Source organism: Ruegeria sp. AM4 (genome assembly GCF_056540665.1).
The window spans coordinates 516,898-532,960 of sequence record NZ_JBQFXD010000001.1 but is presented as its reverse complement, the minus strand read 5'-3'; the positions used below and the strand labels follow the sequence as shown (position 1 = coordinate 532,960).

Below are 16,063 nucleotides of genomic sequence, written 5' to 3'. Positions count from 1 at the left end.
GACCAATGTCTCAGACCCGCACCGAATCCGACAGTTTTGGCCCGCTAGAAGTCCCTGCGGACAAATACTGGGGCGCGCAGACGCAACGTTCAATCATGAACTTTCCGATCGGCTGGGAAAAACAGCCAGTGGCGATCGTTCGTGCGCTGGGTGTGATCAAGAAAGCCTGCGCCATGGAAAACAAGGCGATTGGCAAGCTGGACGCAAAAATCGCCGATGCAATCATTCAGGCGGCTGGTGAGGTCATCGAAGGCAAGTTTGACGACAACTTCCCGCTGGTGGTCTGGCAGACCGGATCTGGCACACAGTCGAACATGAACTCGAATGAGGTTATCGCCAACCGCGCAATCGAGATTCTGGGTGGCGAAATCGGATCGAAAGACCCGGTTCACCCGAACGATCATTGCAATATGGGTCAGTCCTCGAATGACACATTCCCCACCGCGATGCACATCGCAACGGCGATGAGCGTGCGGGACGTGCTGCTGCCGGGTCTCGAGAAATTCGCGAGCGCACTGGAACAGAAAGCGAAAGAATTCGAAGGCATCATCAAGATCGGCCGTACCCATACGCAGGATGCGACCCCGCTGACGCTTGAGCAGGAATTCGGCGGCTACGCACATCAGATCCGACAAGGAATCGCCCGGGTCAAGGCCTCGATGCCCGGTATATACGAACTTGCGCAGGGTGGCACAGCCGTCGGCACCGGTCTGAACACGCATAACGGTTGGGACGAGGCCGTGGCCAAGAACATGGCCGATATCACCGACCTGCCCTTTGTGACAGCGCCCAACAAGTTCGAGGCGCTGGCCGCGCATGATGCCATGGTGTTCCTGTCCGGTGCCTTGGCGACAATTGCCGGCAGCTGCTACAAAATCGCCAATGACATCCGCCTGCTGGGTTCTGGCCCGCGTTCGGGTCTTGGAGAGTTGATCCTGCCCGAGAACGAACCGGGATCGTCGATCATGCCCGGCAAGGTCAACCCGACCCAGGCCGAGGCGCTGACCCAAGTGGCCGCGCATGTGATGGGCAATGATGCAGCGATGAAATTTGCAGGTTCGCAGGGGCATTTCCAGCTGAACGTCTATAACCCGATGATGTCTTACAATCTGCTGCAATCGATCCAGCTGTTGGGCGACGCCACCGACAGCTTTACCGAACGGATGCTGCTGGGCATCAAGGCTAACGAACCACGCATCGACAAGCTGATGAAAGAATCGCTGATGCTGGTCACGGCACTGGCGCCCACCATCGGATACGACAACGCCACCAAGGTCGCCAAGACCGCCCACAAGAACGGCACGACCCTCAAGGAAGAAGCCATCGCACTTGGCTTCGTTGACGAGGAAACCTTCGACGCCGTGGTACGCCCGGAACACATGATCGGGCCCAAAGACTGATGGGCAAGCCGGTCAATCTGAACCGGTTTCGCAAAGACAAGGCGCGGGCAGAAAAAAAGGCCCGCGCCGACCAGAACGCTGTCACCTTTGGGCGCACCAAGGGCGAGAAACAAATGGCAGAGCAGCAGCAGAACAAACAGCGCCGTGATCTTGATGGTCACAAGCTCGACGAATGAGTGGCCGCCCGGTCAAACGCTCGTTGACCCTCAAAGGGCACCGGACATCCGTGTCGCTTGAAGATGAGTTTTGGGGCGCGTTTCGCGACATCGCAAAACAAAAAGGCATCCCAATCAATGTGTTGGCAGCCGAAATCGATGTCGACCGGGACCCGGAAACAGGGTTAGCCTCTGCCATTCGGGTGTTCATTCTCAACTGGTATCGAGAACGCTGAACGCCTCTTGCGCTGTCGGGTGTCTGACGGTTAATCTGACCGGAACAAAAGGGGTACACGCATGACCGATACCGTTCTCGGACCAGATGGCAAGCCACGCTGCGTCTGGTGCCGATCCGCGCCTGAGTTCTTTGAGTATCACGACAATGAATGGGGTTATCCCGTTTCCGACGATCAGAGATTGTTTGAAAAACTGTGCCTTGAAAGCTTTCAGTCAGGGCTAAGCTGGCGCACCATTCTGTCCAAGCGCGAGAATTTTCGGAAGGCATTCTGCCAGTTTGACCATAACAAGGTCGCGGCATTTACCGAGGCCGATGTCGAACGGCTTTTGCAGGATGCAGGTATCGTCCGTCATCGTGGAAAAATCGAAGCCGTCATAAACAATGCACGCCGAATGCAGGAACTTGTGCGCGCCGAAGGATCTCTGGCAGCATTTGTCTGGCGATATGAAGCCGAGACAGCGCCGGAGCCACAAACCGTATCGACTTCACCCGAGTCGGTGGCCCTGTCGAAAGAGTTAAAGAAACGTGGCTGGAAATTCGTCGGGCCAACAACGGTTTTTGCGTTCATGCAGGCCATGGGGCTGGTCAACGACCACGCCCATGGCTGCACCATGCGTGAAAAAGCGGCGCGTTTGCGCCGCTCGTTCATCAAGCCGACTTAGGCTCAGACAGAGGCCTGATGGATTTTGTTGATATTGCCGCCTAGGGCTGCATTGAACTCGGCATCCGATTGTTGTTTCGACAACCCTTCGGTCAGCGCCCGCGAGAACGATGCAATCATTTTGCCGTTCTGCCCAAGCAGATCACAGGCTTCTTCGGTGGAGTAACCACCCGACAGGGCCACAACCCGCAGCACGCGCGGATGATCGGCGACTTCGTCGTACAGGTTGGCCTGGCTGGGGATGGTCAACTTCAGCATAACCTCCTGCCCTTCTGCCAACTGATCCAGGTTTTTCAGAAGTTCGGTCTTCAGAATTTCCTCGGCCTCGGCCTTGGTTTCGGAATGAATGTTGACCTCGGGCTCGACAATCGGAACCATGCCTGCGTCGGTTACTTCGCGGGCCACGTCGAATTGTTGCGCCACGACCGCTGCGATCCCTTCGGCGTTGGCCTCATGAATGACCGAGCGTTCCTTGGTGCCAAACACGCCATCGGCTTTGGCCAGAGTATCGGCCAGTCCGGGGATCGGTTTCATCACCTGTACGCCATTAGCGGTGTCTTCCAGACCTTTGTCGATCTTCAGAAACGGAACGATGCCCTTAACCGACCATAGGTAGTCCGCGACTTTGCGACCCTCGATCTCTTCGGACAGAGTGCGTTCGAACAGGATCGCACCGATCACTTTGTCCTTTGTGAAGTCATCTGCCAGAATGATACGGGCGCGCATTTTCTGGATCTCACCGAACATCTCTTCGTCCGATCCATATTGTGACGCATCAACCCCATACAAAGCCAAAGCCTTGGGCGTCGACCCGCCGCTTTGATCCAGCGCTGCGATAAATCCTGCGCCATTCGTCATCTGCGCGCGTTGTTCTGCATTGGACATGAGTCAATCCCGTTCAAAAAATGATTCCGCTTTCCCCACCCGAATACAGCAAGGTTTTCGAGGATGGTAGATTGTTAGCGCCCACTGTGGCGCAACCAAATCCCATCCTTTGCGCGGACAGTCAGATGCGCGACCGGTACCGGGTTTTGACCCGGTATTGTTTCGAAGCGGAAGCGGCGCAACAGCTGCGACAGAATCAGCGGCCCCTCGACCATGGCAAATCCGGCACCTGTGCACACGCGGGAACCGGCCGAGAACGGCATATAGGCCGACCTCTGGCACGCCCTGCCGTTTTTGGTCTGCCAGCGCGCGGGGTCAAATTCGTCCGGGCGGTCCCACAGACGCTCGTGCCGGTGCAGGTGCCAGGGGCTGAGCACAATCTGTGCCCCCTTTCCGATTGCCCGACCGCGGAAGGTCTCGGGGCAGGTCGTTTCGCGCACCATCATCGGCACCGGAGGGTACAGCCGCAACGCCTCGCGAAACACATCGCGGCAGATTTGGAGTTGCGACAGCGAGGCAAAATCCGGTGTGCCCACCGCCTGCGCCTCGGCCGCCGCTTTGTCCTGCCATTCAGGATAGAGCGCCAACAGGTACAGCGACCAGGCCAGCGCTGAGGCGCTGGTTTCATGTCCTGCCAGAAAAAAGATCGCCACCTGGTCTATCATCTCGTCGGTGTCAAAACAGCGTCCGGTCTCTGGGTCGGGCGTTGTCATGATTTTGGTCGCCAGATCGTCGGGGGCCTGTCCAGCCGCAATCAAATCAGCCCGGTCCCGGGTCAGACGCCCGATCAGATCGCGAATATCACGCGCTGTTTCGCGGGTTTTCCGAGAATGAAAGCGGGGTACCCACTGCGGCAATGGCAAAAAGGCAGCAAGGTTCAGCAATGGTTGTTCACGTTGGTAGGCCTTGAACTTATCAAAGACCTGCGCGGCGATTTCATGTTCGATCGGGACCGAGAACAAGGTCCGAAAGATCACGTCGGCCGCGACGTGGCTGGTGACCTCCTCGACCTCAATCTCAGCAGCGCTGTTTTGCCCCAAACGCGCGACGCATTGATCAGCCGCCCCCACCATGGCGGGGAATGTATCTTTCAGGCGTCCGCCCGCGAAGGCCGGGTCGATGACACGCCGCTGCCGTTTCCACTGCGCACCATTGGTCAGGAACACCGAATTTCCCAACAGAGGGCGCAACCCTTCGCTGATCCGATTGGATTTTGGAAAGGCGTCCGGGCGTTGTTTCAGCACCACATCTATCAACTCGGGCTGGTTGATCATGTAGGACCGAAAGAACGGCGTGCGAAATTCGGCCATCCAGGCGCGGTACAGGCGTTGCGGTTGGGCCGACAGCAGATCTTGTCGGAACAGCTTGGCATATCTCAGCAACGACACCTTATCAGCGCGCGGCGTTGGTTTGGGCGGCTTCATACCTGCACCGACCTGTATTTGGACACCGCATGCGTGATCCGCGATCGTGAGGGCGCGCGCCCTTCAAAACGCCGACCCAGAGTCAGCGGCCCTGCCGTGATCCGGAAATAGTCATAATCTCCGGGTTGGTCGAACGCGCAAAGATATTGAAAATGCAGCCGAAAGAACCGCCAGCGAAGTGTGTTCCATCGCTCTGTCGACAAGGTCTGGGTGAAGGCTGCGGACAGGATCAGAGGCCATCGCTGATCCGGACCGGCCACGCCGCTGACCCCGACCGGATCACACAAGGCAAAGGTGCAACCGTCACCGGGCGCGGAAACGTCCACCCAGGTGAGTTCCGGGTTGGTCGAGAGATCGCGAAGGTCGCACCGCAGTCGGTCTGCCTTTGGCAGGAACGACACCATTGGCACGACCTGCCCCAACGACAAAAATGATAACGCGGGTCTGTGACCGGAAACCGCGCCTCGGCGCAAAACATCCGCAAGGACCATTACCCCCAGATGTGCGCCCGAGCTGTGGCCGACGACCAGCACCTCGTCCACATCCGTAGCAAGCGCCTGTTCGATCCGGTCTGCAAACTGCTTCAGGCGTTCGTTGAGTTCCGCAGAAATAGCGCCATATAGGTGGGCAGAATGTGCGTAGTCCAACATCAGGTAATAAGCATAGAGCCGGTTATCGAAACGGCGAAACCCAACCAACAAACCATAAGCGGTCAGCGCCCCCGGCACAAAAGCCAGCGCCCCAAGAAGAGGTGTCAGTAACGCAGTCGCCACCCAAAGAACCAACACCGCCGCCAACAGTTGCAACAGCAGCATTGCGACCGGGTATAGCGCGGCGATAACGGGTCCTTTGCGCAGGCGCACCAAACGGCTGAGCGTTCCGGTCGATCCGTAGATCCACGCGGTTCGAGCCAGTTGCCAAAAGGTCGCCGGGATAGATTGCGCCATGCTGTCCCGCACGATATCCGACCAGGCCAGAACCTCGAATTCCGTCTGGATTTCAGTATCTTCCTGCAAGGACGTGACATGCCAACCATAAGGCCCCGGCCCGGTCCGGCCCGCAACACTAACGGAATAGCCTGAAATCTCGGCCTGGGCGCGGCCCTCGCTCCGATAGAGCTCACGATAGCGGCGCGGCGGAAACGGGTCGAAGCCGGGAATATAGAAAACCCGGCGTTTGAAAATCTGCGGATGGCGTTTCTGACTGCTCATGCCCTGGCCTTTGTCCCGCAGGTTAGCGCAGCGCGACGGCCATGGTAAGACCCGCACCCTCTGCGGCCCAACTAAATCGCCGGATCGTTAACCAAGCGTTGCCAAAGCCGGAAAAGTCTCGAGCAGCCACCAGCTGAATTCCGTAAACAGCCCGGTGACCAGCATGATACCGACAAACAGCAGCAAGCCCCCCATGACTTTCTCGATCGTGCCCATATAGGGCTTGATCCGGTTCATCACGGTCATCGAGCGGTTCAGGAACATGGCTGCCAGCAGAAACGGAATACCCAGACCCGCCGCATAGACGCCCAACAGCAACGTTCCGCGTGCGACTGACGCTTCGGACGCTGCCAAAGACAGGATCGCACCCAGCTGCGGCCCGATACACGGGGTCCATCCAAAGGCGAAAGCAAGTCCCAGAATATACGCGCCAAACACTGAACCGCCAGAATCACCGGTTTCCACACGGGCTTCGCGGTCCAGCAGCGGAATACGGAACACGTTCAGGAAATGCAGACCAAAGACAATGACCACCGCGCCGGACAATTTAGCGAACAGAACCTGGTTTTGCAGCACAAACGCCCCAAACGCCGAGGCCGTGAACCCAAGCAGCAAAAAGACCGTCGACAGTCCCAGCACAAAAAACAGCGCCGAAAGCGTTGCCTTTCGCCGCGCGCGTGCCTCGTCCTGCATCTCGTTGATCGTCACGCCGCTCATATACGCCAGATAGGGCGGCACGATGGGCAGCACGCAGGGCGACAGAAAGCTGATCAACCCGCCGATCATGGCGATGAGCATGGCAGGCAGCAGGCCCGCATCGATGATATCAATTCCGAACATGGATCTGCACATATGGTATCGCGCGGGCTTCGTCACGGGGCAAAACGGTCACATCCTCGTGGTTGCCCGCTGGACAGTCCCGGGCGCAACACCTATCCCCAAGGACATGAGCGAACCGACAGAAACACTCGACGCGCTTGGGCTGCTGTGCCCACTGCCCGTCCTGAAAGCGCGAAAACGCCTGAAATCCTTGCCTGCAGGGGCTGTCTTGCGCGTTTTGGCGGATGATCCTGCAGCGATTGTCGACGTGCCGCATTTCTGCGCCGAGGCCGGGCACATACTGGTCTCGCAGGAGCAGGCAGCGGACCATCAAGTCTATGTGATCCGGAAATCCGGATAACGTCCCGCGGCACCAAGAAAAAAGCGGGCATGAAAGCCCGCCTTTTCTTGTTTCTGATCAGATTATTGACCCAATGACCACCAACCGCGCCGCTTGGGCTTGGCGGGTGCTGGTTCCGGTTCTTCGGTGACGGTCTCGAGAACGGGTTCCGCTGGCGCGTCGACCGGCTCGGGTTCTTCCGCCGCCTGCGTAACGTCCGCCGCGTCTGCGGCCTGCGCCACTTCGGGTTCTTCCGCTGTCGGTTCTTCCGTTGTTTGGGTTGCCTCGGGTGCTTCCGCGACCTCCTCGGCGACCGCTACTGGTTCCTCGGCTGCCGCAGTCGTCTCTTCGGCAACTGGTTCATCCGGCTGATCCGCAGTCTCAGCAACGCTATCCTGCGCGGGCTCGACCACCAGTTCGGCCTTGGCCTCCGCTTGCTCTTCCGAAGCTTCAGCCTGAACCGGATCGGCCTCTTGCGGCGCTGCTTCGGCCTCTTCGGCCTCGGCGTCTTTCTTGCGGCGGCGCGGCGCACGGCGTTTCTTGGGTTTGGCAGGTTTCTCTGCCTCTTCTCCCGCCTCGGGGTTCTCTTCGGCGGATTGGCTATCCTCGGCCGCTTCTTCTGGCGCGGTCTCGCCGTCCGTCGCTGCAGCGTCGTTTGTCTCTCCGTTTCCGGAATTCTTCTTGCGGCGACGGCGGCGACGTTTGCGCTTGGGCTTGGCCTCTTCTTCCGCCTGACCGGCGTCGTCCGCGACCTCTTCTTCGTCTTCCGGAGCGTCAACAAGGTCCATCAGCGACGCATCCACGGACACGACCGGAGCGGTCGCTTCGGGCACATTGCGGCTGGCGGTCTTGAATTTCTCCATCGAGAAATCAGGGCTGACCAGATGCACGTCGCCTTCAATCCGAACCGACAGGCCATAGCGCTGTTCGATCTGCGCAATATGTTCGCGCTTCTGGTTCATCAGGAAGTTTGCGATGCTGACAGGGCAACGTACCAATACCTCGCGCGAGCGACGGCGAGTGCCTTCCTCTTCGATCTGACGCAGGATCGACAAGGCCATGTTGTCGTCCGACCGGATCAAACCGGTTCCGTGGCAATGCGGGCACGGTTGCGTCGTCGCCTCAATCATGCCGGGGCGCAGGCGCTGACGGCTCATCTCCAGCAGGCCGAAACCCGAGATACGACCAACCTGAATGCGCGCCCGGTCGGTTTTAAGCTTTTCTTTCAGACGCTTTTCAACCGCCGAGTTGTTCTTGCGCTCGTCCATATCGATAAAGTCGATGACGATCAGCCCCGCAAGATCGCGGAGGCGCAGCTGACGGGCCACTTCCTCGGCCGCCTCAAGGTTGGTCTTGAGCGCGGTTTCCTCGATCGAGCCTTCTTTGGTCGCCCGGCCCGAGTTCACGTCGATTGCCACCAGCGCTTCGGTCACGCCGATCACGATATAGCCACCGGACTTCAGCTGAACCGTCGGGTTGAACATCCCTGCCAGATAGCTTTCCACCTGATAGCGCGCGAATAGCGGCAATCCATCCTCATACCGTTTCACGTTCTTGGCATGAGACGGCATGATCATCTTCATGAAGTCCTTGGCGATGCGGTACCCGCCCTCGCCCTCGACCAGAACTTCGTCGATATCGCGATTGTACAAATCGCGGATCGAGCGTTTGATCAGGTCGCCTTCTTCATAGATTTTTGCCGGCGCGATGGATTTCAGCGTCAGCTCGCGGATCTGCTCCCACAGACGCTGCAGGTATTCATAATCCCGCTTGATCTCGGACTTGGTGCGCTTTGCACCTGCGGTGCGCACGATCAGGCCTGCTCCGGTCGGAACGTCAATCTCGGCGGCAATATCCTTCAGTTTCTTGCGGTCGGCAGCATTGGTGATCTTGCGGCTGATACCACCGCCCCGGGCGGTGTTCGGCATCAGAACGCAATACCGGCCTGCCAGCGACAGGTAGGTGGTCAGAGCGGCGCCCTTGTTGCCGCGTTCTTCCTTTACGACCTGCACCAGCATGACCTGGCGGACTTTGATCACTTCCTGAATCTTGTACCGGCGCGGGCGCGGCTTGCGCGGTGGACGGATGTCTTCGCTGTCATCCTCGTCAGCGACGGATTCGATGGTCTCGTCCTTGTCCGACGCTTTCGATCCGGCCTGCTCGCCCTCTGCCTCGTCGTCGCCCTCATCGTCCGATGCCTCAGCATCCTCAGACGTGGTTTCGACGGCTTCCGAAGGTTCAGATTCGTCGTCCGCAGTCTCAGCTTGCGCGACCTCATCAGCGGCAGGTTCTTCGGTTGCTTCCGCTTCAGTTTCTTCCGAAGTTTCGACAACTTCGGCGGCAGCTTCTTCAGGCTGATCTTCACTTACCGCGTCTTCGCCTGCGTCCTCTGGGGTATCGACAGGCTCTTCCACCGGTGTTTCAGCAACCATCTCCATCGGAGACGTACCTTCCGGCACCGAGGCGTCGTCGTTTTCGTCGCCGTCGTCCAGATCGATGGTTTCCATGCCCGTCGGTTCGGATGCCACATCAAGCGTTTCCACCGCGTCGTTGGATTTCACATCGGCAGCTTTGCTGCGCGAGCGCGAGCGACGTTTCTTGGGCTTGGCCTCTTCCGCCTCGTCCCGCGCCTTCATCGCCTCAGCGTAAGCGCGCTCTTCTTCCATCAACGCTTCGCGATCTGCAACCGGTATCTGATAATAGTCGGGGTGGATCTCCGAGAACGCCAGGAACCCGTGCCGGTTTCCGCCGTAGTCCACAAATGCCGCCTGTAACGAGGGTTCGACCCGCGTAACTTTTGCTAGATAGATATTTCCGGCAAGCTGACGTTTGTTTTCGGATTCAAAGTCAAACTCCTCGACCTTGTTTCCGTCGACCACCACGACGCGGGTTTCCTCCGCGTGGGTGGCATCGATAAGCATTTTCTTAGCCATGTGTCCTTGGTGCACCGCGCCAAACGCGTCGTCCTGACCCGTCCGGGTGGACAGGCGCTTTTGGGGTGGTGTCTTGTCAGGGCGATATCGGACGGCGCGCGGCAGGGTTCGGCGCTGTGGCCCCCTGCCCGTTGTCTCAATCGTTGCGCGCGCGTCATCGCGGTTCTTCTCCGACAGGCGCGGCGATGCGCAACCTGCCCATTTATTCCTTTCGCCCGTTGGTCGGGCTCAGGTGCTCTGTTGCCCGCGTGGGGCACAATCGGTCTGCAAAGCCATCGGGGTGTTCATCACATGTGGCGATGCAGCGAAACTCAAAGATTCGGGACTTATGGGCGCAAAAAAATGCCCGACCCGTCCGGACACAATAAAAGCAGTCTTGTGGAAAAGACAATGGGCAAACTGCATCGCGCGATCAGAACGCGACGCAGAATCCCTTCATCTGGCCAAAAATGTCCCGGCGTGAGAATCGAGCCTACGGCTCAAGAGGGGGCTGGCCCCCTCTCTGCCCTTACAGATAGTCCGAGCGCTGCAATCCGTATTTGGCCATCTTCTCGTTCAAAGTCCGACGCGGCAGACAAAGCTCATCCATCACAGACGCGATCGAGCCCTTGTGGCGGCGCATCGTGTTGTCGATCAGCATCCGTTCAAACGCCTCGACATACTCTTTCAGAGGTTTGCCCTCGGTCGTCATGACCGGCTGCATTTCCTCGTGATCGGACATCAGCAACGATGCAATCGTGCCGGAGCCTCGGCGCGACTGCAAAACGGCGCGCTCGGCAATGTTGATCAACTGACGCACGTTGCCCGGCCACGGGGCCTGCAGCAGTTGTGCCGCTTCCTGAGCACTGACCTGCGGCGAGTCACATCCGTATTCTTCGGCAAACTGCTCGCTGAGGCGCGTGAACAGCGTCAGAATATCTTCTCCGCGCTGTCGCAGCGGCGGCATGGTGATGCGCAGCGCGGCCAGGCGATAGAACAGGTCGGGGCGCAAAACATCTTCACTGGTCTTGCCAGCTTCTTGCAGGTTTGAGATTGCGACGATCCGTGTTTCTGCGGGTGTCCCCTGTTCATTCATCACGCTCAGCAGACGGGCCTGCAACGTGTCGCTTAGCGCCTCGACATCCTCAAGGACCAGCGTGCCGCCCCTCGCCTCTTCGATCGCGGGCAGTTGCGTGTCTTCGGGCATCATCGGGCCAAACAAGCGTTTCGACAACGCGTCCTCTTCCAATGCGGCGCAGGACACGAGGACAAACTTCTTGCCCGCCCGGCTACCAACAGCGTGCAGCGCATGTGCCACCAACGTTTTGCCGGTGCCGGTTTCGCCATCAATCAGGACGTGACCGTCGGCCTGACCCAGATCCAGAATGTCCTCTCGCAGACGCTCCATCACCGGGCTGGCGCCGATCAGTTTGTTCATGATCTGCGTACCGCCCGATAGCTCGCGCCGTAGGGCCCTGTTGTCCAGCGTCAGACGCCGCGCGTTGCTGGCACGTTTGGCGAGTTCTGACATGCGATCCGGGTTGAACGGCTTTTCAAGAAAGTCGAACGCCCCGACACGCATGGCTTCGACCGCCATCGGTACGTCGCCGTGACCGGTAATCATGATAACCGGTAGCGTACTGTCGGCCCCCATCAGTTTTTTCAACAGCTGAATGCCGTCCATGCCGGGCATCTTGATGTCCGAAATCACGATCCCGGGATATTCGGGGCCCAAAACCTTGAGCGCATCCTCAGCGCTCGAAAAGGTCTCGGTATCGTATCCGGACAATGCCAGCCACTGGCTGATCGACTGGCGCATGTCCTGTTCGTCATCCACAATGGCGATCTTCATGGCCTGTGCCATAGTCATTCCTCGTTATTCCGCGGCCTCAAGGCCGTCGCTTCCAAGTATCGGCAACTGCATTTCGAACACAGCGCCCCCATGCTGTCCATTGCGTGCGGTCAGCCGTCCACCATGGTCGTTCACGATCCCCGACGAGATGGCAAGCCCCAGCCCGACCCCGTCACCGGGTCGCTTGGTGGTGTAGAACGGCTCGAACAGGTTTTCGATATCTTCGATTCCATAGCCGTTATCCCGAACCGTCAGAACCGCAGTATCGCCTGCCGCGAGGATGATCTCGACATCCGGCTCTTCGACAGATTTGGTGGCGTCCAGCGCATTGCGCAAGAGATTGACCATAACCTGTTCAATTCGCATCCGATCCCCCATCACTATAACAGGTTCTTCGGGCAAAATCTGGGTAATCTTTACATGGCGCTGCCGCAACTGAGGTTCCATCATCGACAGGCTTGAGGCCAGCGCTTCGCCAAGATTTACAGGGGAAAACGCATCCGCCCCCTTGCGCGCATAGGATTTGAGCTGCCGGGTGATCGCGCCCATGCGCTCGATCAGACCGTCGATGCGGCCAAAGCTGGCCAGCGCCTCTTCCGAACGGTCCCGGCGCAGCAAAAGACGCGCCCCGGCGAGGTAGGTTTTCATCGCCGCCAGCGGCTGATTCAGCTCGTGACTGACCGCAGCAGACATCTCGCCCAGTGCCGCCAGTTTGGAACTCTGAGCAAGCGTCTGCTCGGCAACTTCCAGCGTCTTTTCAACCCGTTCGCGTTCAGCAATTTCTCGCTGTAGCCTTGCGTTCAATGCGCGAAGCTCCGCCGACTCGCGTTGGAACAGCGTCATGCGCGACGTGGCTCTGCGGCTGAGCGCATAGAAGGCCAGCGCCAGAAGAATCGCAAAAGCCATGATTTCCAGCGCCAAAACGCTGTTCACCCGCTCCCGGATCGAGGAATAGGTGGTGAACGACGTCATCTGCCATCCTCGAAACGGAATTCGCGTTTCCATTCGCATCACCGCCTCGCCCTGTAGATAGGCATCGGGGGGCAAGGCGGTCCAATCCGTGGTGGCACGGATCGCGCGCTGAATCGCGCCCTGTGGGGGTTGGCGCAGCAATGCGGCGCTTTCATCGAGCCCGCGCCACTGCGGTTCGGTGGACAGGATGATCGTGCCGGTGCTGTCGGTGACCATGACCGCGTCCGAGATTCCGGCCCAAGCACGCTCGAATTTCTGTAGATCAACCTCGACAACGATCACACCCAGCATCTCGGAATTGGCGTCGATCCGTCGCGAATAGACAAAGCTGTAACCGCCCGATTCCCGTGGGATCACTGAAAAGATGGTCGCGTTCGAGCGGATCGCATCAATGAAATACGCGGTATTGCGGTGGCTTTCCTGCAAACGATTTCTGTCTGTTGCTGCGCGGGTCAGCCCGTCTTTGTCCAACAACACCAGCGACGCGGCGCCGATCTCCTCGACAAACGAAATCAGACGTTGGCTGGACAGTGTATAGTCACTCGACTGCAATGCCGAGATCAAAGTGGGGTCGCGTGACAGCAACTGCGGCACGATCGCATTGCGGCGCAGTTCGCTCAGCAAGTTGCCGGAATATAGCGCCAGCCGTAGCTCGGCCCTGTTGCGCGTTGATTCGGTGAACCGGCTGGTCAAAAGGCTGTTGGTGACCCAGACCGTTGCAACCGTAACGACCAGCAACGCGACAATAGCCAGACGTAGGCGCCAGCCAAGTGGCGACACGCGGAGCCGGTTCAGGAGACCGGAGCCGTCTGATTTAGCGTCTGAACTCATCCCACGACGCTACGCGCCCGCGACCGTGACCTCAAGTCACGCCGGCGTCAGCACACCCGACAATGCGCGGAAGAGCGCCGCCCCATCGGTGCCTCCATGGCCTGAATCCGCCGCCCGTTCAGGATGCGGCATCATCCCCAACACGCGGCGGTTGTGCGATAGAATGCCTGCAATATCCTCGCGCGAGCCGTTGGGATTCTCGGTATAGGTAAAGGCGATGCGGTCCTGATCTTTCAGTTCCGCGAGCGTTTCGTCATCGGCGAAATAGTTGCCGTCATGATGCGCGATCGGAATGTCGATCACATCACCCGCGTTGTACCCTTCGGTAAAGGCGCTGTTGCTGGTCTGAACTTTCAGTCCAACCGTCCGGCAGATGTATTTCAGCCCACCGTTGCGCAGCAATGCACCGGGCAAAATGCCGGTTTCAGTCAGAACCTGAAATCCGTTGCAGACCCCAAAGGCATAGCCGCCACGTTCTGTATGTTCGACGACTGCTTTGCAGATCGGTGATTGCGCCGCAATAGCCCCGCACCGCAGGTAGTCTCCATAGGAAAACCCGCCCGGAACCCCGACAATGTCAACGCTCTCGGGCAGCGAGGCATCCTTGTGCCAGACCATATCGACCTGAAAACCGGCCTGTTCGAAAGCAACGGCAAGGTCGCGGTCGCAATTGGACCCTGGGAATACGATAACAGCAGCGCGCATGGCGGGGCCTCCGGAAAAAGGGTCAGACCAGTTCGATTTCGTAGCGTTCGATGACCGTGTTGGCCAAGAGCTTTTCGCACATCTGGGTAACGTCTGCCTCGGTCGCGCCTTCGGCCAGTTCCAGGTCAATCACCTTGCCCTGACGGACACCTTCGACCTGATCAAAGCCCATCGCACCCAACGCGTGCCGCACCGCTTCGCCCTGCGGGTCCAACACCCCGTTCTTGAGCATCACATGCACCCGTGCCTTCATATTCGAGAACTCCACTCTGGGACCGATTGCCAGCCCGTTTCTTTGCGTGCGGGATGCCCCGCCAGACCTGTTCCAATACCCACGCCAATGCGGGCCCGTATCAATTGATCAGCGTCGGTTTGGCCACATTGCTTTTTGGCAGAACGCCAAGACGACGCGCGACTTCGGAATAGGCATCCGTCAAGCTGCCCAGATCGCGGCGGAAGACGTCCTTGTCCAGTTTCTGACCGGTCTCGATATCCCAAAGGCGGCAACTGTCCGGGCTGATCTCGTCCGCGACGATCAGACGTTGATAGTCACCATCGAAAACCCGCCCGATCTCGATCTTGAAATCCACCAGTCGAATTCCGACAGCCAGCATCACGCCACTCATGAAATCGTTCACGCGCAGCGCCAGGCTGAGGATATCGTCCATGTCCTGCTGACTGGCCCAGCCGAAGGCGGCGATATGTTCTTCCGTGACCAGAGGATCACCCAGAGAATCGTCCTTGTAGCAATATTCAACAATCGGGCGCGGCAACTGAGTGCCTTCTGCAATGCCCAGACGTTTGGACATTGTCCCCGCAGCATAGTTCCGAACGATCACTTCCAGCGGCACGATCTCACAATTGCGCACCAGCTGTTCGCGCATGTTCAGGCGACGGATGAAATGGTTAGGTACGCCGATCTGTGTCAGACCGTTCATGAAAAACTCGCTCAGGCGGTTGTTCAGCACGCCCTTGCCGTCGATCACGTCTTTTTTCTCGGCGTTGAACGCGGTGGCGTCATCCTTGAAATACTGCACGATCGTGCCCGGTTCGGGGCCTTCATACAGAATCTTGGCTTTGCCTTCGTAGATTTTCTTGCGACGCGCCATAAGCGACCTTTCCAGTCCGGGGCGAGGAAATGAGTCCCTCTCCGTTGGCGCCCTCATAGTGCAAGCCCCGCCTTCCCGCAAGTTCACCGCACCAAAGGAGTTTGACGCAGCGCAAATCCCTTGAACCGGAAGCGCTGTACAGTCATATCATCAGGAAACGATGTGTAACCCAAGAGGTCCCCAACCAATGACCACATTTGACGAGCGTGAAGCCGCGTTTGAGAACAAATTTGCGCATGATGAGAAAATGCAATTCATCGCCCGGATGCGCCGCAACCGGTTCATGGCCGTCTGGGCCTCGACCCTGAAAGGCGAAACCGTCGAACAGGCGCGAAAATACGGGCAGGAACTTGTCCATACCGACCTTCAAAACGTCAGCGAAAACGACGTTGTCGAGGCGGTCAAAAGCTATCTGGGTGATCTGGCAGACGAGGCCAAGATTCGCGAAAAGATGGCCGAGCTTCTGGTCGAAGCCAAAGAACAGGTCATGGCCGAGGCCGACATTTGAGGCACTTGAAAGCGACCTCATGATCTTCATGAGTTTTATGA

At 58.5% G+C, this 16,063-nt stretch carries 16 protein-coding genes; 6 read left to right on the top strand and 10 right to left on the bottom strand.

What is annotated here, in order from left to right; translation table 11 throughout:
* Positions 1–5 precede the first annotated feature (5 nt).
* From fumC to ACR0JA_RS02575, 4 genes are all read left to right on the top strand, one after another.
* Positions 6–1,400, top strand: coding sequence for a class II fumarate hydratase (fumC, locus tag ACR0JA_RS02590; protein ID WP_480569545.1), 1,395 nt, complete (start codon positions 6–8; stop codon positions 1,398–1,400).
* Positions 1,400–1,576: a DUF4169 family protein gene (locus tag ACR0JA_RS02585; protein WP_480569542.1), complete on the top strand. Its 177-nt coding sequence runs from the start codon at positions 1,400–1,402 to the stop codon at positions 1,574–1,576. The genes fumC and ACR0JA_RS02585 overlap by 1 nt, the downstream gene beginning before the upstream one ends.
* On the top strand, positions 1,573–1,791 hold the full coding sequence (locus ACR0JA_RS02580) for a ribbon-helix-helix domain-containing protein (RefSeq protein ID WP_480569539.1): 219 nt from the start codon (positions 1,573–1,575) through the stop codon (positions 1,789–1,791). Before ACR0JA_RS02585 ends, ACR0JA_RS02580 begins: the two co-directional genes overlap by 4 nt.
* A gap of 61 nt (positions 1,792–1,852) precedes the next feature.
* A complete protein-coding gene (locus ACR0JA_RS02575; RefSeq protein ID WP_480569538.1) occupies positions 1,853–2,455 on the top strand; it encodes a DNA-3-methyladenine glycosylase I in 603 nt (200 codons plus the stop codon).
* A 2-nt stretch (positions 2,456–2,457) separates the two neighbouring features.
* Here the strand turns inward: ACR0JA_RS02575 and ACR0JA_RS02570 are convergent, their stop codons facing one another.
* From ACR0JA_RS02570 to ACR0JA_RS02555, 4 genes are all read right to left on the bottom strand, one after another.
* Positions 2,458–3,339, bottom strand: a complete 882-nt coding sequence (locus tag ACR0JA_RS02570; RefSeq protein ID WP_480569535.1) for a fructose bisphosphate aldolase — start codon at positions 3,337–3,339, stop codon at positions 2,458–2,460.
* 74 nt (positions 3,340–3,413) lie between these two features.
* Positions 3,414–4,763 (bottom strand): cytochrome P450, encoded by a 1,350-nt coding sequence (locus ACR0JA_RS02565; RefSeq protein WP_480569532.1) that lies wholly within the window; start codon positions 4,761–4,763, stop codon positions 3,414–3,416.
* The gene (locus ACR0JA_RS02560) at positions 4,760–5,974 is read right to left on the bottom strand and encodes a hypothetical protein (protein WP_480569529.1); all 1,215 of its coding nucleotides are present in this window, start codon (positions 5,972–5,974) and stop codon (positions 4,760–4,762) included. The genes ACR0JA_RS02565 and ACR0JA_RS02560 overlap by 4 nt, the downstream gene beginning before the upstream one ends.
* A gap of 87 nt (positions 5,975–6,061) precedes the next feature.
* A complete protein-coding gene (locus tag ACR0JA_RS02555; protein ID WP_480569526.1) occupies positions 6,062–6,814 on the bottom strand; it encodes a cytochrome c biogenesis CcdA family protein in 753 nt (250 codons plus the stop codon).
* Between the two features lie 106 nt (positions 6,815–6,920).
* Here ACR0JA_RS02555 and ACR0JA_RS02550 point away from each other — a divergent pair, with 106 nt between their 5' ends.
* Positions 6,921–7,154, top strand: coding sequence for a sulfurtransferase TusA family protein (locus ACR0JA_RS02550; RefSeq protein ID WP_480571120.1), 234 nt, complete (start codon positions 6,921–6,923; stop codon positions 7,152–7,154).
* 62 nt (positions 7,155–7,216) lie between these two features.
* On the opposite strand, the gene ACR0JA_RS02545 is transcribed toward ACR0JA_RS02550, so the two are convergent.
* The 6 genes from ACR0JA_RS02545 to purC form a co-directional block, all read right to left on the bottom strand.
* A complete protein-coding gene (locus tag ACR0JA_RS02545) occupies positions 7,217–10,066 on the bottom strand; it encodes an Rne/Rng family ribonuclease (protein WP_480569523.1) in 2,850 nt (949 codons plus the stop codon).
* A 508-nt stretch (positions 10,067–10,574) separates the two neighbouring features.
* Positions 10,575–11,909, bottom strand: a complete 1,335-nt coding sequence (locus ACR0JA_RS02540) for a sigma-54-dependent transcriptional regulator (protein ID WP_170711441.1) — start codon at positions 11,907–11,909, stop codon at positions 10,575–10,577.
* A 12-nt stretch (positions 11,910–11,921) separates the two neighbouring features.
* Positions 11,922–13,700: a sensor histidine kinase gene (locus tag ACR0JA_RS02535; protein ID WP_480569520.1), complete on the bottom strand. Its 1,779-nt coding sequence runs from the start codon at positions 13,698–13,700 to the stop codon at positions 11,922–11,924.
* A 36-nt stretch (positions 13,701–13,736) separates the two neighbouring features.
* Entirely contained in the window at positions 13,737–14,405 is a 669-nt protein-coding gene (purQ, locus tag ACR0JA_RS02530; protein ID WP_480569517.1) for a phosphoribosylformylglycinamidine synthase subunit PurQ, read from the bottom strand.
* Positions 14,406–14,427: 22 nt separating this feature from the next.
* Positions 14,428–14,658, bottom strand: a complete 231-nt coding sequence (gene purS, locus ACR0JA_RS02525) for a phosphoribosylformylglycinamidine synthase subunit PurS (RefSeq protein ID WP_170683997.1) — start codon at positions 14,656–14,658, stop codon at positions 14,428–14,430.
* Positions 14,659–14,758: 100 nt separating this feature from the next.
* On the bottom strand, positions 14,759–15,514 hold the full coding sequence (purC, locus tag ACR0JA_RS02520; RefSeq protein ID WP_480569514.1) for a phosphoribosylaminoimidazolesuccinocarboxamide synthase: 756 nt from the start codon (positions 15,512–15,514) through the stop codon (positions 14,759–14,761).
* Between the two features lie 187 nt (positions 15,515–15,701).
* Between purC and ACR0JA_RS02515 the strand changes: the two genes are divergently transcribed.
* Complete coding sequence (locus ACR0JA_RS02515) at positions 15,702–16,022, top strand: DUF1476 domain-containing protein (RefSeq protein WP_480569512.1); 321 nt, start codon at positions 15,702–15,704, stop codon at positions 16,020–16,022.
* The last annotated feature ends 41 nt before the right edge of the window (positions 16,023–16,063 follow it).